19 protein-coding genes are annotated in these 22126 nt (G+C 54.9%); 9 read left to right on the top strand and 10 right to left on the bottom strand.

The genetic code is table 11. The features are described from left to right. The first annotated feature begins 42 nt into the window (after window positions 1-42). Entirely contained in the window at window positions 43-693 is a 651-nt protein-coding gene (lipB, locus tag GGE09_RS16710; RefSeq protein WP_309747306.1) for a lipoyl(octanoyl) transferase LipB, read from the top strand. Here the strand turns inward: lipB and GGE09_RS16705 are convergent. Both GGE09_RS16705 and GGE09_RS16700 read right to left on the bottom strand, forming a co-directional pair. Further along, window positions 690-1343: an SH3 domain-containing protein gene (locus tag GGE09_RS16705; RefSeq protein WP_309747305.1), complete on the bottom strand. Its 654-nt coding sequence runs from the start codon at window positions 1341-1343 to the stop codon at window positions 690-692. The genes lipB and GGE09_RS16705 overlap by 4 nt on opposite strands. Further along, window positions 1300-2142, bottom strand: coding sequence for an N-acetylmuramoyl-L-alanine amidase (locus GGE09_RS16700; RefSeq protein WP_309747304.1), 843 nt, complete (start codon window positions 2140-2142; stop codon window positions 1300-1302). Before GGE09_RS16700 ends, GGE09_RS16705 begins: the two co-directional genes overlap by 44 nt. A gap of 354 nt (window positions 2143-2496) precedes the next feature. Between GGE09_RS16700 and GGE09_RS16695 the strand changes: the two genes are divergently transcribed. Both GGE09_RS16695 and GGE09_RS16690 read left to right on the top strand, forming a co-directional pair. Beyond that, window positions 2497-4167 (top strand): cytochrome c oxidase subunit 1, encoded by a 1671-nt coding sequence (locus GGE09_RS16695; RefSeq protein WP_309747303.1) that lies wholly within the window; start codon window positions 2497-2499, stop codon window positions 4165-4167. Between the two features lie 209 nt (window positions 4168-4376). Next, complete coding sequence (locus GGE09_RS16690; RefSeq protein ID WP_309747302.1) at window positions 4377-4907, top strand: DUF2244 domain-containing protein; 531 nt, start codon at window positions 4377-4379, stop codon at window positions 4905-4907. Window positions 4908-5037: 130 nt separating this feature from the next. On the opposite strand, the gene GGE09_RS16685 is transcribed toward GGE09_RS16690, so the two are convergent. Then, window positions 5038-5493: a GatB/YqeY domain-containing protein gene (locus tag GGE09_RS16685; RefSeq protein ID WP_405048565.1), complete on the bottom strand. Its 456-nt coding sequence runs from the start codon at window positions 5491-5493 to the stop codon at window positions 5038-5040. 189 nt (window positions 5494-5682) lie between these two features. On the opposite strand from GGE09_RS16685, the gene carA reads away from it, so the two are divergent. Both carA and GGE09_RS16675 read left to right on the top strand, forming a co-directional pair. Continuing rightward, window positions 5683-6846, top strand: coding sequence for a glutamine-hydrolyzing carbamoyl-phosphate synthase small subunit (carA, locus tag GGE09_RS16680; protein ID WP_309747300.1), 1164 nt, complete (start codon window positions 5683-5685; stop codon window positions 6844-6846). A gap of 118 nt (window positions 6847-6964) precedes the next feature. Continuing rightward, the gene (locus GGE09_RS16675) at window positions 6965-8875 is read left to right on the top strand and encodes a glycosyltransferase family 2 protein (protein ID WP_309747299.1); all 1911 of its coding nucleotides are present in this window, start codon (window positions 6965-6967) and stop codon (window positions 8873-8875) included. On the opposite strand, the gene GGE09_RS16670 is transcribed toward GGE09_RS16675, so the two are convergent. Genes GGE09_RS16670 through GGE09_RS16660 form a run of 3 tightly spaced genes read right to left on the bottom strand, consistent with a single transcriptional unit; the run spans window position 8821 to window position 11001 of the window. Next, window positions 8821-9573 carry a fumarylacetoacetate hydrolase family protein gene (locus GGE09_RS16670; protein ID WP_309747298.1) on the bottom strand — a complete coding sequence of 251 codons (753 nt, stop codon included), beginning with the start codon at window positions 9571-9573 and terminating at the stop codon, window positions 8821-8823. The genes GGE09_RS16675 and GGE09_RS16670 overlap by 55 nt on opposite strands. Beyond that, window positions 9557-10219: a GntR family transcriptional regulator gene (locus GGE09_RS16665; protein WP_309747297.1), complete on the bottom strand. Its 663-nt coding sequence runs from the start codon at window positions 10217-10219 to the stop codon at window positions 9557-9559. Before GGE09_RS16665 ends, GGE09_RS16670 begins: the two co-directional genes overlap by 17 nt. Beyond that, the gene (locus GGE09_RS16660) at window positions 10216-11001 is read right to left on the bottom strand and encodes an FkbM family methyltransferase (RefSeq protein ID WP_309747296.1); all 786 of its coding nucleotides are present in this window, start codon (window positions 10999-11001) and stop codon (window positions 10216-10218) included. The genes GGE09_RS16665 and GGE09_RS16660 overlap by 4 nt, the downstream gene beginning before the upstream one ends. A gap of 149 nt (window positions 11002-11150) precedes the next feature. Between GGE09_RS16660 and GGE09_RS16655 the strand changes: the two genes are divergently transcribed. Together GGE09_RS16655 and GGE09_RS16650 are read left to right on the top strand one after the other, a co-directional pair. Further along, complete coding sequence (locus GGE09_RS16655) at window positions 11151-11792, top strand: pyrimidine 5'-nucleotidase (protein ID WP_309747295.1); 642 nt, start codon at window positions 11151-11153, stop codon at window positions 11790-11792. Window positions 11793-11830: 38 nt separating this feature from the next. Beyond that, entirely contained in the window at window positions 11831-13024 is a 1194-nt protein-coding gene (locus GGE09_RS16650; protein ID WP_309747294.1) for a UbiH/UbiF family hydroxylase, read from the top strand. A gap of 10 nt (window positions 13025-13034) precedes the next feature. On the opposite strand, the gene GGE09_RS16645 is transcribed toward GGE09_RS16650, so the two are convergent. Then, the gene (locus GGE09_RS16645; protein ID WP_309747293.1) at window positions 13035-16454 is read right to left on the bottom strand and encodes an indolepyruvate ferredoxin oxidoreductase family protein; all 3420 of its coding nucleotides are present in this window, start codon (window positions 16452-16454) and stop codon (window positions 13035-13037) included. Window positions 16455-16598: 144 nt separating this feature from the next. Here GGE09_RS16645 and GGE09_RS16640 point away from each other — a divergent pair, with 144 nt between their 5' ends. Further along, window positions 16599-17492, top strand: coding sequence for a LysR family transcriptional regulator (locus GGE09_RS16640; protein ID WP_309747292.1), 894 nt, complete (start codon window positions 16599-16601; stop codon window positions 17490-17492). 186 nt (window positions 17493-17678) lie between these two features. On the opposite strand, the gene GGE09_RS16635 is transcribed toward GGE09_RS16640, so the two are convergent. From GGE09_RS16635 to GGE09_RS16625, 3 genes are all read right to left on the bottom strand, one after another. After that, window positions 17679-18995, bottom strand: a complete 1317-nt coding sequence (locus tag GGE09_RS16635; protein WP_309747291.1) for an RNA polymerase sigma factor — start codon at window positions 18993-18995, stop codon at window positions 17679-17681. Beyond that, window positions 18955-19305 carry a YciI family protein gene (locus GGE09_RS16630; RefSeq protein WP_309747290.1) on the bottom strand — a complete coding sequence of 117 codons (351 nt, stop codon included), beginning with the start codon at window positions 19303-19305 and terminating at the stop codon, window positions 18955-18957. Before GGE09_RS16630 ends, GGE09_RS16635 begins: the two co-directional genes overlap by 41 nt. 83 nt (window positions 19306-19388) lie before the next feature. Then, on the bottom strand, window positions 19389-19781 hold the full coding sequence (locus tag GGE09_RS16625) for an MAPEG family protein (protein WP_309747289.1): 393 nt from the start codon (window positions 19779-19781) through the stop codon (window positions 19389-19391). A gap of 174 nt (window positions 19782-19955) precedes the next feature. On the opposite strand from GGE09_RS16625, the gene purL reads away from it, so the two are divergent. Continuing rightward, entirely contained in the window at window positions 19956-22115 is a 2160-nt protein-coding gene (gene purL, locus GGE09_RS16620; protein WP_309747288.1) for a phosphoribosylformylglycinamidine synthase subunit PurL, read from the top strand. Window positions 22116-22126 lie beyond the last annotated feature (11 nt).

Genomic DNA, 22126 nt, shown 5'->3' with positions numbered 1-22126 from the left:
TCGGGATTTGACACGCCCTGCGAACTGCGGCACTTCCTGTGCATGGTTGAATGGATCACATCAAACGGGTTTATCCCCTACCCTGACGCGGTTTCCGATATGGAATCCCATGTGGAGTCGATGATCAAAGGTCAGGCGGATGAACGCATCTGGCTGCTGGAACATCCGCCGCTTTATACGGCGGGTACTTCGTCCAATATCAACGACTTGACTGATCCCGACCGGTTTCCGGTTTATACCTCCAAACGGGGCGGGCAATATACCTATCACGGGCCTGGCCAGCGGGTGGCTTATGCCATGCTAGACCTGAACAAACGTGGGCGGGATGTGCGGAAATTCGTCCATAACCTAGAAGACTGGGTGATCGAGACCCTTGCCAGTTTCAACGTCAAAGGGGAACGGCGTGACGGGCGTGTAGGGGTTTGGGTGGTGCGCCACGACAAGCCGCTGACCGTCACAGGGCAACCACCCGAGGATAAAATCGCCGCCATCGGTGTGCGTTTGCGCAAATGGCACAGTTTTCACGGCATTTGTATTAATGTGGAGCCGGATTTATCCCATTACGATGGGATTGTGCCCTGCGGTATTGCTGAACACGGTGTCACGTCATTGGTGGATCTGGGCCTGCCGGTTACGCTGGATGATCTGGATCTGGCCCTGAAAGCCGCCTTTAGCGAAGTGTTCGGCGATTAAGGCAACTGCGCCGAACAACAGCCCCCCAACAGGGTTTTTCCGCCCTCGGACTCTACAATCAAATCAAGCGCCCAGCCGTAGTTCCGATCCGACATCCCGTCCGAACAGGCCGCACGGCGTAAAATGCCACTTAGGCCTGTGGCCGACAGCCCATATTCAGCACCGCCCCGATTTTGTGAAGGGCTGGTCCAATCCAGCGGATAGCTCTGCGCACCCTGCCCCATGACTTCAAAATGAACGGTGGCGTCTGCATCCAGCCGTGCCGACCAGAACGGTTCGGTCCCCGTGCAATGCAACCCCAAGGGCATGCCGCTTGGGGTCATGGCCTGCGATTGTTGCGCCAGATAGCGGGTGGACACCCAGCCGTTGCCCTCAGCCTGCAAAATACGCGCCCATTTGCCCGAGCTATCCAGCTCCAGCACTTCGACTGTTTGATCTTGTTTGATATCGCCGATATCGGCGGATTGGGCGCTGGGGTTTGCCCGCACATTCAACGTGTCATTGGCCGCCAGGCCTGTGACTTTGGCCAAATGGGGCAAGGTTTTGAAACCTTCTGCTTCCGCTGTGATAGGGGCAGCGATCAGTGCTGCCCCCAGAATAAGCGGCTTAAACCATGCGCAACCACTTGCTGTGTACCCATCCCGTTTCATTGGGTTCTCCTGCCACCATTTCCGACACCATCCACCACGCAGCGTCCGTATCCACGCGCATGACCTGAGACTTGTCGGCCAATGTCTTGATCTTGTCAAACGAGATGCCCGGCCCTGTGCGCAAGTTCAGCCCGCTGCTGGATTCAACGCGGTAGATGGGTTCAACATCCCCGTCATCCTCTGCGCGGCCAAATACAAGCGAGCGGAACCGTTCCATATCCCACGCCGGGCCCGGGTCTTGTTTGCGACCGGGGGAAATATCATCGTGGCCCAGAATATGCTGCGGACCCAGCCCGTATTCGCTGGCAATGGCACGCACCATATCCACACAGATCATGATTTGTTGCTCGTCGAACATCTCCCAGCCGCGCTTTACCCCGTCAAAGCGATGCGCTGCTTCAATCACGCGACTGTCGTCCACATGGGTACCCGTCCAAGACCGCCAGTTCCCCGCGCCGCCTTTCAACCAGCCCCAGTTGACGATTTCAATGCCGACCGAATGGGCGTTCAGCCCCGTGATGCCGTCCCAGCTGCTTTTGCCCGCATGCCACAACTTTTCGTCGCATTTGCCCATCTGGGTGATCGCGCCGTCATAGCCCAGAACAAAATGGGCGGAGGCCTGATGGGCGGGATTGTTAAAAACATTCACCGCACTTTGGGCGCTGCCCCCTGCGGTATAGTGGATAATTATGTATTTTGGCGCGCCGCCTGATAATCCACTGGATGATTTATTGGGTGTCGCATCAAATGGGACACCTTTGCCGCTGTCAAATAGCAGTTTATGATTCCGAACTTTCATTGCAATCTCCGATAAATAAAATTTGGGTAATGATTCAATCATAGCGCGAATTTACGTTTCATGGAAGGATTTTCCAGATCGCCGCGCAACGTCCTGTAATCAAGTATTTATATGACATCGCTCGGTTTGGGCGCTATAATCAGACCCAACCGTGACCCGTACAGGTTGCATCCGCGCCACTGCGCTGACCAAGACCTGTGCCAGCCCTGCCCTGCGACAGATGCTCCCGCATCTTGCCTGCGGCTTTTAATCGGGTTGAGGCAAGTTTTCGCCTGCGGTATGTAGAGCGCGGGTATCTGCGGACCTTGGAGACAAGGATTCGCGGCAACAAAAGACGTGTCAGGAGAAACAAGCATGGCAGACGCAGCCACCCACGGTCACGACGACCATCCAAGACCCGGGTTCTTTACCCGTTGGTTCATGTCAACCAACCACAAAGATATTGGTGTACTGTACTTGTTTACAGCTGGCCTACTGGGGTTCATTTCCGTTTGTTTTACCGTTTTCATGCGGTTGGAGCTTATGGAACCAGGCGTTCAGCACCTGTGTATGGAGGGTACGTCCCTTCTCGCCTCTGCTGTCGAAAACTGTACGCCTAACGGCCATTTGTGGAACGTGTTGATCACGGGACACGGCATCTTGATGATGTTCTTTGTGGTTATTCCGGCCCTGTTCGGCGGGTTTGGCAACTATTTCATGCCACTGATGATTGGTGCGCCGGATATGGCGTTCCCGCGGATGAACAACCTGTCCTACTGGATGTATGTGGCTGGTTCTTCGCTGGCAGTCCTGTCCTTGCTGTCCCCTGGTGGTAACGGCCAGATGGGTTCTGGTGTAGGCTGGGTACTTTATGCACCGCTCTCGGTTAAAGAAGCTGGCTATTCCATGGACTTCGCAATCTTTGCGGTTCACGTGTCGGGTGCCTCTTCGATCCTTGGGGCGATCAACATGATCACCACCTTCCTGAACATGCGTGCGCCGGGGATGACCCTGCATAAAACACCGCTGTTCGCTTGGTCGATCTTTGTCACCGCCTTCCTAATCCTGCTGTCCTTGCCAGTTCTGGCGGGCGCGATCACTATGTTGCTGACAGACCGTAACTTTGGCACAACCTTCTTTGATCCTGCTGGTGGCGGCGATCCGATCCTGTACCAGCACCTGTTGTGGTTCTTTGGCCACCCAGAAGTGTACATGATCATCGTTCCAGGCTTTGGTATCATCTCCCACGTCATCGCGACCTTCTCAAAGAAACCCATCTTCGGGTATCTGCCGATGGTTTACGCGATGGTTGGCATTGGCGCGCTTGGCTTTGTTGTTTGGGCACACCACATGTACACCGTGGGCATGTCGCTGACACAGCAATCCTACTTTATGTTGGCTACAATGGTGATTGCGGTGCCGACAGGCATCAAGATCTTCTCATGGATCGCCACAATGTGGGGCGGCTCGATCGAGATGAAAACACCGATGCTTTGGGCATTCGGCTTCTTGTTCCTGTTCACCGTTGGTGGCGTTACAGGGATTGTTCTGTCCCAAGCTGGCGTGGACCGCGTTTACCACGACACCTACTATGTGGTTGCTCACTTCCACTATGTGATGAGCCTGGGCGCCGTGTTCTGTATCTTTGCAGGCATCTACTACTGGATGGGCAAAATGTCTGGCCGCCAGTATCCTGAATGGGCGGGTAAACTGCACTTCTGGATGATGTTCATCGGGGCAAACGTTACCTTCTTCCCACAGCACTTCTTGGGTCGCCAAGGCATGCCACGCCGTTACATCGACTACCCAGAGCAGTTCTCGCTTTGGAACGAGGTCTCCTCCTACGGTGCCTTCCTGTCCTTTGCGTCCTTTGTCTTCTTCATCGGCATCGTGTTCTACACACTCAAATTCGGTAAAAAGATCACCGAGGACAACTACTGGGGTGTGGGTGCGGATACGCTGGAATGGACAGTTTCTTGTCCTCCGCCAGAGCATACGTTCGAACAACTGCCCACCCCGGATATGTGGGATCACAGCAAACATTAGAGTTTGCACAAAGAATAGCAAAAGGCCGCGACATCGTTCGCGGCCTTTTCTTTTGGCGATAAGAGTAAGTTGTTTCCCCTATCCTAAACCTTTGTGCACCCTTTCAACCCGCCTGTTCCACACGTGCCTGTGACAAGGCCGAATATTGACACCCCGCACAGTGGTTTTATCCTGACAGGTATCCCGTTCCCCAACCCCAGACTCCGATCATGGACATCGACAAAACCACGCCGCCGCCGCCACAACAACAGTGGGACAAACTGACAAACAGGCCTGATCCCCCAGTATTTGAACAGCACCTGTCTCCGCACCGCTCGCTTAGCAATTCGGGGTTTGCCACCACAATCCTGTTCACAGCCTCGGCGCTTTGCATTCCTTTGCTGGCGTTTATCGGCACTTTTGCACTTTGGACTCTGCTGCCATTTCTGGGGGCTGCCTTGGCGGCGCTGTGGTATTTTATCCGCCGCAATGACTATGACGGAACCCTATGTGAACACATTCGCATCTGGCCAGATCTGATCGCAGTACACCGCAAGAACCCCAGAAGCGCGGACCAATATTGGCACGCCAATCCCTATTGGGTGCAGCTAAACCTGCGCGACACGAAAGCGGTTGAAAATTATCTGACGCTCAAAGGCAGCGGACGAGAAATCGAGCTTGGCGCCTTTCTGACCAGCAGTGCCCGCGTCACGCTTCACAAAGACCTGCAACGCTCCATTGCCCTAAGCCGCAGACCATAACCTCCCCGACCACCGGGTAAACCGGCGGTAAAGGAAGCGAATCGATTTTTAAGTGGTTTTTTAGGCTTTGAGGGGCACATAAGCGCCCCTCGACGTGCCAAACGCCAATATGCGTATAAGGTTGCGCGGATCAACAGCCCAGCAGCTCTTTGACGGTGCCGCCTGCTTTGCCAAAATCCATCTGGCCGGTGTAATTGGTTTTCAAAACCCCCATCACCCGTCCCATGTCACGGATGCTTTCCGCGCCGGTTTCAGAGATGGCTTTTTTCACCGCATCATGCAGTTCTTCATCAGACAGCTGCTTTGGCAGAAACTGCTGTATTATGCTGATTTCGCTCATTTCTTTCTCGGCCAGTTCAAGCCGCCCGCCTTCTTCATAGGCCTTGGCGCTTTCCTGGCGCTGTTTGATCATACGGGCCAGAACCTGAAGAATATCTTCGTCGGTCACCCCGTCAAAGTTGCCTTCCATACGGGCCGCAATGTCGCGGTCCTTGATCGCGGCATTAATCAAGCGCAAGGTCCCCAGCTGTGCGCTATCTTTATCGCGCATCGCCTGTTTGACCTTGGTATTTATCCGATCTCTCATCGCATCCAACTCCCGGCAGTTGCAAAATTCCAAGCCCCGTGTTTACCCTGAAACCCTTTCAGAAACAACACGCATCCAAAAATTTAACATCCTGATTTTATTGAGTATTTCATTTTAACACAGCCCTTGACCTTACAGAACCACAGGCGTAGTTTCGCGCAAATTTGGCCAAAGGAAGCTGTCATATCCATGCCCAAAACTGCATCAGACCCGACCGATTTTCCCACCGCTTGCATCGTTCTTGCGGATGGAACCACGTTCTACGGCAACGGCTTCGGCGCGCCCGGCCTTATTCAGGCAGAGCTGTGTTTTAACACCGCTATGACGGGGTATCAGGAAATCATGACTGATCCGTCCTACGCGGGTCAGGCCATTACCTTCACCTTCCCCCATATCGGCAACACAGGGATCAATCTGGAAGACGACGAAACCGTCGATCCGGTGGCCCGTGCAATGATCGTGAAATGGGACCCGACCGAACCCTCTAGCTGGCGCGCAGAACAAACGCTGTCTGCATGGTTGTCTAAACGGGGCCGTATCGGTGTCGGGGGTATTGATACCCGCCGCCTGACCCGTGCGATCCGCCAACAAGGCGCGCCCCATGTGGCAATTGAATACCGTGAAGACGGTCAGTTTGACATGCCCGCCCTACTGCAACACGCACGGGATTTCAGTGGTCTTGAAGGGCTTGATCTGGCCAAAGACGTGACCTGCACACAATCCTATAAATGGGATGAACAGCGGTGGGCTTGGCCCGAAGGCTACACTAAACGCACCACTCCGGGGAAACGGGTTGTGGCCATCGACTATGGCGCAAAACGCAACATCCTGCGCTGTCTCGCCTCGGCGGGATGCGATGTGACCGTGCTGCCCGCATCCGCCACAGCCCAAGACGTACTGGACCAGAACCCGCAAGGGGTTTTCCTGTCCAACGGACCGGGCGATCCAGCGGCAACGGGCGCTTATGCGGTGCCGATGATCCAAGGTCTGTTGGAAAAATCCGACTTGCCCATTTTCGGGATTTGCCTTGGACATCAGATGCTTGCACTGGCTTTGGGCGGCAAGACGCTAAAGATGAACCACGGCCACCATGGCGCCAACCACCCCGTCAAAGATCACACCACGGGCAAGGTTGAAATCACCTCGATGAACCACGGGTTTGCAGTGGACGGGCACAGCCTGCCGAGCGGCGTCGAAGAAACACACACATCGCTGTTTGATGGATCAAACTGTGGCATTCGCGTCACCGACCGTCCGGTGTTTTCCGTACAACACCACCCCGAGGCAAGCCCCGGTCCGCAAGACAGCTACTATCTGTTTGAACGGTTCGCCGCCTCTATGGCCGACGCCTAAAATAAAACACCGGTTTCGTTTCAAAACGAGACCGGTTTTACGCGGCAGTTAAATCTATGTTAATCGACAATTAACTTTCGCCCCTCACAGTAAGAGACCACTTTACAAGGTCTCTTTAATGTCGCTGTCCTTACCGAAACACACGGTAGATACCTTCGCTCCGGCGCCCGCTACTGGGCGCAAAGGCGATAGGCTGCAAGATATTCTGATCCGTAACGGCACCGTCGCCCCTGCGGATATGTTCAAAGCCATTGCACTACAAACCCATGAAAGCGCACGGCTTTCTGACCTGTTGCACGGGCTTGGCTTTGTTGATGAAACCACATTGCTAGAAGCCGCGTCACAACAATCTGCCCTGCCGATTATTGATCTGCACCTTGATCCCGCCTCGGCCTTTTTACGCAGTCTGGCTGATCCGTTTTTAGGCCTGAAACACCGCTTTGTCCTGTGGAAGAACTTGGGTGATTCCATGATCGTCGCGGTTTCAGACCCCAGCGATATTCCCGAAGTACGCGCCGTTTTAAAAGACACGGCCCCGAAATATCAGTTCGTGTTGGCCCGCCGCAGCGCCATTCTGGCCCATTACGAAACCCACCACCGCAGCGATCTGTCTTTGGCCGCGAACACCCATGTACCTGACAGGCTAAGCTGCCGCGCATGGTCGGGTTCTGGCCCCCGCATCATCGGTGCGACATTGCTTGGTTTATGTCTGACAGCGGCGGTATTGGCGCCTCAAATGTTCCTTTTCGGGCTGGTTATCTGGATCATGGGGGCCTTGATCGCCAACGGCGTCCTGAAATGCGCGATGATGTTATCCCCGCCACTGCCCGCCCGTCCGGTGACGCAGGAACGGCGCAACAAACTGCCCAAAATCTCGATCCTGCTGCCGCTTTTGCGGGAAGAAGACATCGTGGATAGGCTGATCAAACGGATGTCGGGGTTGGTTTATCCCAAAGAGTTGTTAGAAATCTGCCTGATCTACGAAGAAAATGACACAGCCACCAAAACCCATCTGGCAGGGCGCAGTTTGCCCTATTGGATGCGCTCTATTGAGGTGCCAACCGACACGCTGCAAACCAAACCCCGTGCGATGAACTACGCTTTGGATTTTTGCAGCGGCGATGTTGTTGGCATCTATGACGCCGAGGATGCACCCGAACCGGACCAGTTGCACAAAGTTGTTCAAGCCTTTGATACCGCTGATGAAACTGTAGCCTGCGTTCAGTGCCAACTGGATTTTTACAACACTGCCACCAACTGGATATCCCGTTGTTTCACCATCGAATACGCCATTTTGTTCCGTGTGATGTTGCCCGGATTGCAACGCTGGAATCTGCCTGTACCTCTCGGGGGAACCTCGGTCTTTTTCAAACGCAACATCCTAGAGGAACTGGGCCGTTGGGATGCCCAGAACGTGACCGAAGATGCGGACCTTGGCATCCGCCTTTACCGCGCGGGCTATCGGTGCCTTTGGGCCGATGCCACCACTTATGAAGAGGCCAATTTCAGAATTCTCCCTTGGGTGCGGCAACGGTCCCGCTGGTTGAAAGGCTTTTTACAGACATGGATTACCCATATGCGGCACCCGGTTTCTCTGCTGCGGCAGACGGGTCTGGCGGGGTTTCTGGTGTTTCAGGTACAAATGCTAGGAACGTTCACATCGTTTGCCGCGGTGCCATTGGTCCTGCCCATGTGGTTGTTCACTTTCGGGGTGACCCTACCGATTTATGATGCGATCCCCACCACATTGTTCACCATCCTCGTCGCGACGTTTCTTAGCACCGAAGTCCTACTGCTGTTCCTTGGTGCCGTCGCAGTGAAACGGCGGGGCAGCCGCGATCTCTATCTGCGCCTGCCCAGCATGTTGTTCTATTGGCCCCTTGGCGCTTTTGCCGCCTATAAGGCGCTGTGGGAATTATTCGTCCATCCCAGTTATTGGGATAAAACCAGCCATGGCATCAATGATCAGGAGTATCAGTCAGAAATCGAGAGGCTCACCGCTTCCCCCGAAGACAGCGAAAACACATAATCCCCTGCTTTTTTGATGGATAAAGGCGGGTGATGTGCACCACACAGGATCAATTCCCCTTTGCGCAGGTTTTCCCCCCGTGCTGTGAAATGGTTAACCACAAACGCACAAGCCTCAAGCGGGTTTTGCGGGGCGGTACCTTTGCCTTGAACTTTTACGTCTTCTACCGCAGTGAACAGCGCATCATAATCGCCTTTTTGCAACCTGTCGGGGTCAAGCCCCGTTTCACTGACAACACATCCCGCGTTAAACACATTGTTTACGATAAACGTCGGCGCATGCAGATCAGCAGGCGCATTGCGTTTTTCCAACACCTCGAATCCCATTGTAAATTTCTCAACAACGGCCATCAAATTCGCAGGCTGCACAACAGTGTCTGCAGGAATATCAGTAGACAACAGGGCCACGAATTCCGGCTCAATCGCCAATTCGCTATAGTCAGAAATTCGCAAGCTGGCTCTGTTTGCGATTGGGCCTGACCCAAGGATCACCCCTGCTGTCGGTTTATTAATCCCGGCTTTTTCCATCTGCGCGGCTGTATTCAGTGCAATTTTGCGCCCGCAGGTCGCACCTAAATTGGCAACAACCTTATCCTGAATGGCATAGGCTTCATCCAGCGACTCAATCACGTCGCGCATGGAGCGCACATCGCGTTTGTGCAAAATATCGTCCGTTAACTCTTTAACCAGATTTTCCATCTTTTCCCCTAATCTCACCCGCATCTGCCTTTAGGCGTGTTTCAAACGCAAAGGATAAATGCTCTTTCAAACGATGCTCAGCCGAGGCCGCATCCCCTTTTTCAATCGCCTGCACAATGGCCAGATGTTCAGCCAAAGCCATCTCTCCACGCCCGTCTGCCGCCAATGATGTTTCCGCCAAAAGCGCCATGGAACGGTGCACCATTTCTAACTGCTGCACCAAATAGCGATTGCGGCTGGCTAGATGAATTTGTCTGTGAAATCTGCGGTTTGCAACGGAAAGCTCACGCGGACTGCCAAGGTATTTTCGATCCTCGGCAATCATGCTGTACAGCACTTTTATTTCCTCAACCGAGGCGTGTTTGGCCGCCAGTTTCGCCGCCAAGCCTTCCAGTTCAGCGCGTACTTCGTACAGCTCGGCCATCTGATTGTGATCCAGCGATGACACAATCAACGAGCGACCGTCCCGTGTCAGCATCGCCTGTGTTTCCAAGCGCTGCAAAGCCTCGCGCACGGGGGTGCGTGACACGCCAAACCGATCCGCCAGTTCACTTTCCACCAACCTGTCGCCCGGGCGATAAATACCGATATCAATGGCATTCAGGATCAGATCATAGGCGTCCTTAGGCTCGTTTGGCCGGGTCATACGGTCTCCTTTTGCGGCTTTTTACGTTTGCGGAACACATCGTCGACACCGACAAATTCGATCAGGTCATAGCCGTTGTCGCGCATCAGTTCGGGAATTTGGGAATCCTGCGTGTTGTTTTCAATCGACCACAGATCCACATCAAAGGCGTTGAAATCAAAATTGCGCAGAATGTCCATTTCGCCGCCTTCCACATCCAGAGACAGGAAATCGACAGAGCTGATGCCCTGTTCCGTCAAAATATCCCCGAGCGGCTTGGTGTCTAACGTGTGAACCACCTCAACATGGCGGGAATCGCCGCGCACCCGCGCCAGCAAATCCCGGTCATAACTGTCAAGAAACCCGCTCATCTGTGTATAGCCACTGGTCACTTCCATAAAGTCGAGCGTGCCTGCAAGACCCGCCACCGCATAGCCCAAACAGGGGCAGCGTCGCACCGATTTGGCCTTGCGCAACTGGGTTGGGGCCGGTTCCACCAGAATGCCGGACCAGCCGCGAAACACCTCAAAAAACAGAGAGTTAGAGCCGGTAACACCGTCATACCCCCCCACATCGACAAAAACGCCACCAGTTTTATAACCCAGAATATTATCCACAATCCGGTCCTGCCCCGCTTGCGAAAAATAATGACCACCTTCGCCGGTCATCCGCCCCAGACTGTGCAATTCACGCAATAAGTTACCACGGGCGCGGCTTCGGTCATTTTGCAGGATGACGGTCAACTCTTGCCCCGCCTCATGCAGCAATTTACGCGCCTGCACTATTTTCTCGCTCGGTGTCATGATCCCGCGCCTCCCTCGTGATCAGCCCTACGGGCCTTAGTCTGGAAGTGATAACCGCTTTGCCCGACAAGGGAAAGTTTTTCCCGCTGCCCGCCAAAATTGTGCAAGCAACGGTTTCCCTGCCGCACAGATCAGCCTAATCTGCGCCGATGAAACAACATTTCTCTGCGATCACTTGTTGGGTCTTTGATCTCGACAACACGCTTTATCCGCCCGAGTGTCGGCTTTTTGACCAGATCGAAGTCAAGATGACCAACTACGTAATGACCGCGCTGGGGGTAGATGCGGCCCGCGCCAACCATTTGCGCAACCATTATTGGCAGAAATACGGGACAACCCTGTCTGGGCTGATGCTTGAACATGACATTGATCCCCTGCCCTATCTTACTGATGTACATGAAATTTCTTTGGATCACGTCCCAACCGACCTTGCGCTGCGCAGCCATATCACCGGCCTTCCAGGGCGTAAGATCGTCTATACTAACGGGTCGGAATATCATGCAACCCGCGTGCTTGCTGCGCGGGGGCTGACGGGGATTTTCGATGCTATTTACGGGATTGAACACACCAATTTCCTCCCCAAACCCGGTCCGGATGCCTATGCCGCGATCCTAAAACGGGACGGGTTTGATCCGACACGTGCCAGCATGTTCGAAGACGACCCCCGCAATCTAGAAGTTCCCCACAGGCTGGGTATGCGCACCGTTTTGGTCGGCCCGCCCGCCGTGCGACCCTATATTCACCACCAAACCGAAGATCTGACAGCTTTTCTGTCGCAGATCGTCGCCTGACGCTTTCCTTCGCACCGAAGCCGCTCTAACTCTGGCATATGGAACGTGAACGGTTTGATATTTTCATCAGTGGCGGCGGGCTTTCAGGCCTGATTGCCGCTTGTGCCTTTGGCCGCTTGGGTCTTTCGGTACTGTGTGTTGATCCCCAACCCGCAGTCACGGATCAGGCCAATCCAAAAGCAGACAGGCGTAGTACGGCGTTTTTGCAACCTGCCCGCGTGACCCTTGAAACAGCGGGCCTTTGGACGCGGCTTGCCCCTTTTGCGGCGCCTTTGCAGATCATGCGGCTGGCTGATGCGGGCGGCGAAGCGGGCGAAATTCGTTATCTTGCAGATTTTGACGCGGGCGAAATGTCAGATTCCCCGTTTGGTTGGAACCTGCCCAACTGGTTGCTGCGCCGCGAGATTTTGGCCCAGATAGACCAGACCGCCAATATCACCCTGCGGTTTGGCGTCAGCACTACACGAATTGTGGCACGCCACGCCCATGCATTGGTGGCGCTTAGCGATGGCAGCCAGATTGAAACGCCTTTGGTGGTGGCGGCGGACGGGCGCAATTCCGCGATCCGGAACATGCTGGATATTGGCGTAAAAACATGGCGTTACGGGCAAAAGGCGATGGTGTTCACCGTATCTCATCCGCGCCCCCACAATAATGTTTCAACAGAAATTCACCGCACAGGTGGGCCGTTTACGCTGGTGCCATTGCCCGATGACAGCGGCATCCCCCAATCGGCTGTTGTCTGGATGGAAACCGGCCCGCATGCAGCCGGGTTGATGGCACTGGATGATGCGGATTTCATGGTTCAGGCCAATCTGCGGTCTTGCGATATTTTGGGGCCACTAACACTGACCAGCCCGCGCAATCTCTGGCCGATCCTGTCACAAAAGGCGGATCGTTTGACAGGCCCGCACACCGCCTTAATGGCCGAGTCTGCCCATGTGGTTCCGCCAATTGGCGCGCAGGGATTGAATATGAGCCTTGGGGATGTGCAGGCGCTGGTTGATCTGATCGAAAGCGGCGCAGACTTGGGCAGCATTGCCATGCTGACGGCCTATGAACGCAAGCGGATGCCAGATATCACAGCGCGCGTGTCAGGCGTTGATATGCTGAACCGCGCGGCGTTGCTGGAAAGCCCGAACCTGCGCGCCTTGCGCCTGAAGGGGCTGCAATTTCTGAATGAAACCACGCCCCTGCGCCGGGCCGCCATGCGGGCCGGGCTTGGGGCGTAGCTTTTTGGTTTTATTCCGCCGCCGCGGATTGCACGCTGCCCCCTGCGCGGATCGCCACCAATAATTCTTCACGACGTTTGCCAACTGTTGTGACGTTTTGCTGCTTCACAGGACCAAAGCCGCGGATTTGCATGGGCAATTCCGCCAAAGATTTGACCAGTTCCTGCGTTGCCGGGGTGACCAGCGGCAGAACCTCGGTCATGTCCCGCTCAAACTCGCTAATCAAAGCCCGTTCCATTTTACGTTCGCTTGAATAGCCGAATGGATCAAGCGGCGTGCCACGCAAAACCTTGCCCCGTTTCAACAGGTTAAACACGGGCAATATCCACGGGCCGAACTTGCGTTTCTTCGGACGTCCATCCGCAGTTTTCCCAGGAAGGATTGGGGGCGCAAGGTGGAATTCCAAGGATTTCACATTGTCAAAACTATCCGCAACCATGGCTTCAACGTGATCTGCATGCAGACGCGCCACTTCGTATTCATCCTTATAAGCCAATAGCTTGTAATAGGATTTTGCCACGGATTCGCGCAGATCTGCATCTTTAACATCAGCAACAAAAGCGCGGTATTTACGGGCCAAAGCGTCATTTTGGAAGGCCCGCAGCATATCCGCACGATAGCTGATTTTTTCGTCCAGCGACTTTGGCAATTCGACCACAGTGCTGCGCAGGGATTTCGCCGCATCTTCAAGATGGCTGACAGCCCAGCGGCCCACTTCAAAGGCGCGTTTGTTGCCTTCTACGCCCGCACCATTCAGTTCAATCGCTTTCAGGATTGAAGCCTCGGACAACGGGATCAACCCGTTCTGCCACGCAGCCCCGACCATCAGCATATTGGCATAAATACTGTCGCCCAAATGCACCCGCGCCAGTTCTGTGGCGTCAAAAAAGCTGACCGCCTCTTCGCCCAGACGCCCCGTTAAGGACACTTGCAGGCGATCACTTGGCAAAAAGAATTCAGCGTTTTGGGTAAAGTCTCCGGTCACGATATCATGGCTGTTGCAGACAACTTTGGTCCGTCCACGGCCCATCAAGCCAAGGGTTTTAGACCCAGCCGTAACCACCAGATCGCCACCGATCACACCGTCAGCTTCACCGATTGCAACGCGGACTGCGCTGATATCATCGGGTTTTTCTGAAATACGGCAATGGATATGAACCGCGCCGCCTTTTTGGGCCAGCCCCGCCATTTCCATCATACCAGCGCCTTTGCCTTCAACATGGGCAGCCATGGCCAACACCGCGCCAACCGTAACAACGCCAGTACCGCCAACGCCTGTAATCACCAGATTATGGGTGCCCTGAATCGTCGGGATCACCGGATCAGCAAGGGGTGGCAGTTGCATCCCGCTGGCTGCGCGTTTCTTGGGCGTGCCACCTTTGACAGTGACAAAGCTAGGGCAGAACCCGTTCACACAAGAAAAGTCTTTGTTGCAGCTGGATTGGTCGATTTCCCGCTTGCGGCCCAGTTCGGTTTCCAGCGGTGTGACAGATACGCAGTTGGATTGCACACCACAATCGCCACAGCCTTCACAAACCGCAGGGTTGATGAAAATCCGCTGATCGGGATCAGGAAACAGCCCCCGTTTACGGCGGCGGCGTTTTTCGGCAGCGCAAGTTTGCACATAAATTATGGCCGTTACACCTTTGGTTTCTTTGAATTTATTCTGAACAGTCAGCAGTTCTGCCCGTTCGTATTTCATCACATTTGACGGGAATTCGGAAAAGTCGATTTCTTCTTTTTCGTCGTAGACAAGGGCGATGTTTTTCACCCCCATCGCCTGAATTTCCGCATAAATTCGGGATGCCGACAAATCGCCTTCGTTGTCCTGCCCGCCGGTCATGGCAACCGCGTCGTTGAACAGGATTTTATAGGTAATGTTGGTGCCTGCCGCCAATGCCGCGCGGATCGCCTGCACGCCAGAGTGGTTGTACGTGCCATCGCCCAAGTTCTGGAACACATGGTCTCGTTGGGAAAACAGCGACTCGCCAATCCAGTTCGCGCCTTCAGCCCCCATATGGGTAAAGCCGACCGTATCGCGATCCATCCATTTGGCCATGTAATGGCAACCGATCCCCGCATAGGCACGCGAGCCATCTGGCACTTTGGTGGATGAGTTATGCGGACAGCCGGAACAGAACCACGGGGTCCGCGCGGCGATTTCCTCGGCGTTGTCCCCAGCGGTGGCTTCTTCCAACCGCATCAGGGATTGTTTGATACCATCGGTCAGGCGGCCTTCTTCGCCCAGCAGCATGGCAATTTTCTGTGCGATTGTAATGGGATCAAGCGCACCTTTAACAGAAAACACCAGCTCGCCCTTGCGAATATCGTGTTTCCAGCCCACCACACGGCGGGGGCTGTGATCGTCAAACAGCGCCTCTTTGATCTGCACTTCGATCAGCTTGCGTTTTTCCTCGACCACAATAACCATGTCGAGCCCTTCGGCCCATTCGTGAAAGCTGGTCATATCCAGCGGCCAGACCATCGCGACCTTATAGGTGGTGATGCCCAGACGATCCATTTCGGCGCTGTCCAGCCCCAGCAGATCCAGCGCGTGTTGGGTATCCAGCCAGTTTTTACCGCTGGATACGATACCGATCTTGGCGCCGGCTTTACCAGCCATCCGTTTATCAAGGGTGTTTGCGCGGGCAAAAGCCTCGGCGGCGAAACGTTTGTAATCGTGCAGACGGGCCTCTTGTGTCACAGGGCTGTCATCGGCGCGGATGTTGATGCCGTCGGGCGGCAGGGCGAAATCGGTCGGGATTTTGATGGAAACACGGTTCGGGTCACCGTCCACAACGGCGGTTGCCTCAATCGTGTCCTTAACGCATTTCAGGCCGACCCAGCAGCCGGAATAACGGCTAAGCGCATAGCCGTAAGCGCCGTAATCTAGGACCTCCTGCACACCGGCAGGCGACAGGATTGGCATCATTGCATCTACCAAAGCGAATTCGGACTGATGCAAAACGGTCGAGCTTTCGCCCGTGTGGTCATCGCCCATACAGACCAGAACACCGCCGTTTTTGGACGTACCAGCCATGTTTGCATGACGGAACACATCGCCGGAACGGTCCACGCCCGGGCCTTTGCCGTACCACAGGCCGTAGACCCCGTCGAATTTACCTTCCCCGTAGAGTTCTGCCTGCTGCGCGCCCCAAAGGGCCGTGGCGGCGAGGTCTTCGTTCAGACCCGCCTGAAACACGACATCGCTGGCGGTCAGTTGCTTTTCCGCCCGTTCCATTTGCAAATCCACAGCCCCCAAAGGCGATCCGCGATACCCCGTAACATAGCCCGCCGTATTCAATCCAGCGACGCGGTCCCGTTCTTTTTGGGCCAGAATAAGACGCACAAGCGCCTGAGTACCATTCAACAAAACCGTATGTTTGGACAAGTCCAGACGGTCTGAGAGCGAGATTTCCTGTTTGGTCATGGGGCATCCTCCACAGTGCTTACGGCAATAATAGGTCATAAAATCTGACCTATCAAGAAAAATATGCAAGCGTGTTTTCGTTGCTTTTGCCGCCCTAGGCTTCTACATAATTCGCAATCAAAAGATGAACAGGGGGAGCAGGCTTTGGATTGGGACAAGTTACGCATATTTCATGCGGTTGCAGATGCAGGCAGCCTGACGCACGCAGGGGACGCGCTTCATCTTTCACAATCTGCGGTCAGCCGACAAATCCGCGCGTTGGAAGAAACCCTTGGCGTGACCCTGTTTCACCGCCACGCACGGGGTCTTATCCTGACCGAACAAGGCGAGTTGGTGTTTGATGCCACCTCTGCCATGTCCAAAAAGCTGGAAACTACCGAAGCCCGCCTGCGGGATTCCGAAGACGAGGTATTTGGCGAGTTGAAGGTCACCACATCCGTAGGCTTCGGGTCTTTGTGGCTATCCCCGCGCATGGGACGGCTTTACGACCGCTACCCCGATCTGAAAATCGACCTGATGCTGGAAGAGCGTGTGCTGGACCTGCCCATGCGCGAGGCTGATGTGGCCATTCGCATGAAAGAACCCAGCCAAGCCGATCTGGTGCGCCGCCGCTTGATGGATGTGAACATGCGGTTCTACGCCACCCAGCCCTATCTGGATAAATTCGGCGTGCCCGAAGACTTTGAAGAATTGCGCAAACATCGCATCGTCAGCCAGAACCTGACCTCGCAACAAGTGACCGCCAGTTTGAACTGGATCAGGCCCATTCTGGCGGGCGATCACCTGTCCCATTTGACGGTAAACAACTACTTCGGGGTGCTGCAAGCGGTGCTATACGGTGTGGGTGTCGGCCTGTTGCCCAGCTATGTCACTGTGGACTTCCCACAACTTGTCCGTGTGCTGCCAGACGAGCAAAGCCATCAGGTTCCAGTCTATCTGGCCTACCCCGAAGAGCTGCGGCATTCGAAAAAAGTAGCTATTTTCAGGGATTTTGTGCTGGAAGAGATAAAAGCTGACAAGAAATTGTCACAAATTTAGGGGTTCTTTTTCAAGGACTTGTAGGAAAATGCCACAACCTATGGTCAAGCTATGCGTTAAGCGCATGACGGATATGCAACGTATGTGTCCTTTTTACACTTGTCGTTAACGTCTTCAGTTTATATCTTGATCTCGAAGGCGAATGGTTGAGCATCAGTTCTCGTTTTCCTTCACCTCCCTGTTGGACTAAAGGCCGAGCAAATGCTCGGCCTCTTTTTTTGTGCCACGCCTTTTCTTTTCCAAGAAGCCTGCAGCACTGCGATTTTCGCATAGCTCTATCGCCCGGTCATAAGATTGAAGCGCCTCAGCGTATAACTTTGCACGATGATAAAACGCGGCCCGCGCGGCGTGGAACGGTTGATAATCTGCCAACTCCGGGTGCAAGTCCTGACTGGCCGCGAGCGCGGCATTCGGCCCGGCAACATAGGACAGCGCCACACAGCGGTTCAATTTGACGATGGCCGATCCGTCAAACCGCAACAGCAGGCCGTACAGGCCCAGAATTTCATCCCAGCGGGTGGCCTCAAAGGTCTGTGCTTCGCTATGCACTGCCTGAATTGCCGCCTGAATTTGATAAGGCCCCAACGGACCGCGACGCAGCGCCTGTTCGACCAACCCGATCCCCTGCGCAATCAGGGGCTGATCCCATGCGGCACGGTCCTGATCTTCGAGCGGGATCAATGCCCCATCAGCCTGCGCCCGCGCATGTCTGCGGGCATGGATCATCACCATAAGCGCCAACAGCCCCTCTACCTCGGGCTGATCAGGGCGCAGTTTCGCAATCAGACGCGCCAGAAATATCGCTTCCTCGCACAGATCAATGCGGATTTGGCGCTCCCCTTGGGTAGCGGCGTAGCCTTCGTTAAAAATCAGATAGATCACGCTCAGCACCGAGTTCAACCGCTCCGCCCATTCCTCGTCTTCTGGCACCCGAAACGGCACACCGGATTTGGCAATCTTGTGACGCGCGCGCACCAACCGTTGCGCCATTGCGGCTTCACCATCCAGAAACGCGCGGGCAATTTCGGCTGTGGTCAATCCACCAAGCGTGCGCAGGGTCAGGGCGATGCGGGTTTTGGGATCAAGCGCGGGGTGACAGCAGGTAAAAATCAACCGCAGGCGTTCATCCGGAATTTCCTGCTGTGCTGCCTCGGCGACATCCAACTGGTCCAGCTTTAGCAACAGGATGTACTGTGCTGATTTTGAATTAAAATTCTGCGATCGTCGCAAGCGATCAATCGCTTTGCGCCGTGCGGTTTGCAACAACCAACCCGCAGGATTGGCCGGAACACCAGACCGCCGCCAATGCACCAAAGCCGAGGCCAGCGCGTCCTGCATGCTGTCCTCGGCCAGTTGAAAATCCCGCAGGCTGGCAATCAGCGCTGCAAGCAGGCGGCCGTGGCTGTCACGAACAACCCTGTTCAGGGTCGCGTGTGCCGTATCAGCCGCCCCCGCCAGCGGATCAACCCAAGTCCATAATCGGGCGCACCTCAACCGTGCCATAACGCGCGACAGGGATCATGGCGGCGTATTTAAGCGCCTCATCCAAGTCGGCGCAGTCCAACAGGTAATAACCGCCCAATTGCTCTTTGGTTTCGGCAAACGGACCATCCATGGTTTCGGTTTTCCCATCGCGGATGCGGATCGACGTTGCGGTTGCCACGTCCTGCAAGGCATCTCCAGCAACCATGACGCCCGCGTCGATGTAGGTCTGGTTCAGCTTGTTCCACTCCTCCATTGAAGCGGCGAATTCAGGGCTGCCATAGGCGGGGTTTGACCCCGGGGCTGAATAGATAAGAGCAAGGTATTTCATGGTAAGTCCTTTCGGGTTGGGTGAGTTTGGTCAAACTCGGGGGGAAAAATCAACAAATTGCTGCATAAGATCATTGTACAAAATTATCCTGTGAAGCGGGCGATCAGGATCAGGGCAACACAGATCAGAATCGACAGATGCGTCCCTGCCCCGCCGATGATACGCAGCGGTTTGGTGGCAATATCTGGATGCATGCCAAATGGCTGCACAATCCGCGCCACCACCAGCAAGATACCCGCCACATTCAGCGCGGTTGCATTGCCGCCATTCAGTTCCGCCAGCGCCATAACAATCAGCGCCATTGGCACAAATTCCACAAAATTCCCGTGCTGTCTGATCCGCGTGGCCAGTGCCATATCACCACCATGCAGGATCGAAACGCCGGTATTTGCGCGCCCTTTGATAACATAATAGGTCAGCGCGATCAGCATCAGCGCCAAAATTGCGGCATATAAAGATGTAATGGGTAAGGGCATGAAAGCCTCCGTCAGTTGGGTTTGATACCTAAATGACGAACCGAACCGGCCCAAATCGACACAGGGGCACAAATAAATTTGAAAATATTCAATCTGCGGCAGTTTCGGGCCTTTCGCCACAGACAGGCTTCCAGTAATACACCCGCAAAACCACACGTATTGGGACAACACACCATGACCGATCCGGTAATCACCGAAAAACTTATCAAAGATCACGGACTCAATACGGAAGAATACCAACGTATTCTTGACCTGATCGGGCGCGAACCAACGTTCACCGAACTGGGCATTTTTTCCGCCATGTGGAACGAGCATTGTTCTTATAAATCGTCCAAGAAATGGCTGCGCACCCTGCCCACCGAGGGCCCCCAAGTGATCTGCGGTCCGGGTGAAAATGCGGGTATCGTTGATATTGGTGATGGCCAATGCGTTGTGTTCAAGATGGAAAGCCATAACCACCCGTCTTATATCGAACCGTATCAAGGGGCAGCCACAGGGGTTGGCGGCATTCTGCGCGATGTGTTCACCATGGGCGCACGCCCGATTGCGGCGATGAATTCACTGTCGTTCGGCCAGACAACCCACCCGAAAACCAAATCGCTGGTGTCCGGTGTGGTTCAGGGCGTCGGCGGTTATGGCAACTGTTTCGGTGTGCCGACAGTTGGCGGTGAATTGCGCTTTCACGAGGCCTATAACGGCAACTGTCTGGTCAACGCTTTCGCAGCGGGTCTGGCGGATACGGATGCAATTTTCTATTCGGCGGCGTCTGGTGTGGGCATGCCTGTGGTGTATCTCGGTGCGAAAACCGGCCGTGACGGTGTGGGCGGCGCAACCATGGCCAGTGCCGAATTTGACGACACAATCGAAGAAAAGCGCCCCACCGTTCAGGTTGGCGACCCGTTCACCGAAAAACGTCTGATGGAAGCCACGCTGGAACTGATGCAAACTGGCGCTGTGATTTCAATTCAGGATATGGGGGCGGCTGGCCTGACCTGTTCCGCTGTGGAAATGGGCGACAAAGGCAATCTGGGCGTGCGCCTGAACCTAGAAGACGTGCCAATCCGCGAAGAGAATATGACCGCCTATGAAATGATGCTGTCAGAATCCCAAGAGCGGATGTTGATGGTGCTGAAACCCGAACTGGAAGCACAGGCCAAAGCCGTGTTTGACAAATGGGATCTGGATTTTGCGATCGTTGGCGAAACCATCGCCGAAGACCGCTTTTTGATCATGCACAATGGCGAGGTGAAAGCCGACTTGCCGCTGAAAGCCCTGTCCGGTACTGCGCCCGAATATGACCGCCCTTGGGTTGAAACCCCTGCGGCTGCCCCCGTTGCGGATATCCCTGCGGTGGACCCTGCCGAGGCTTTGCTGACGCTGTTATCCTCGCCCAACTATGCCTCGCGTGCTTGGGTTTATGAACAATATGATACGATGGTTATGGCCGATACGGTGAAACGTCCGGGATCGGACGCAGGTGTTGTGCGGGTTCACGGCACGCCGAAATCACTGGCATTCACGTCTGATGTGACGCCCCGCTATTGCAAGGCGAACCCGTTTGAGGGCGGCAAGCAAGCTGTTGCCGAAGCCTATCGCAATCTATGCGCTACGGGCGCCAAGCCTTTGGCAACAACAGATAATATGAATTTCGGCAATCCTGAAAAACCTGAAATCATGGGGCAGTTTGTGGGCTGTATCCACGGCATCGGAGAAGCCTGTGTCGCGCTGGATATGCCCATCGTATCGGGCAACGTCAGCCTGTACAATGAAACAGACGGTGTGGGCATTCTGCCAACCCCGACCATTGGTGCTGTGGGGTTGATGACCTCTGCGGACCAGATGATTGGCACGGTGGCGCAAACGGGCGACACGCTGGTTCTGATCGGGGATACAACAGGTCATTTGGGCCAATCTGCCCTGCTGAAAGAACTGTTTAACCGCGAAGACGGCGATGCGCCCCATGTAGATCTAAAAGCCGAACGGGCCGCTGGTGAATTCGTCCGCGCCATGCAAGCAGACAAACAGATCACCGCGGCCCATGACCTGTCAGATGGCGGTTTGGCACTGGCCGCCGCCGATATGGCCTTTGCGGCAGACTGCGGTGTGACCCTGAATGAAGGCGACACAGGCTGGTTCTTTGGCGAGGATCAGGCCCGCTACCTGCTGGCCACGCCCCAGGCTGACGCTGTGCTGGCCGCCGCAAAAGCGGCAGGCGTTCCTGCACAAATCATTGGCCAGTTTGAGGGCGAAGTGATCAGCCTTGGCGCTGCCACCCTGCCCCTGTCCACCGCACGTGCGGGGTTTAACGATGGCTTGCCAAACATCTTTGGCTGATCCACAAAGGC

It is taken from the genome of Roseobacter sp. N2S (genome assembly GCF_031454055.1).
Classification (GTDB): Bacteria; Pseudomonadota; Alphaproteobacteria; order Rhodobacterales; family Rhodobacteraceae; genus Amylibacter.
Note: the sequence above shows the minus strand (reverse complement) of the source record. Positions and strands in the feature narration are given on the sequence as shown.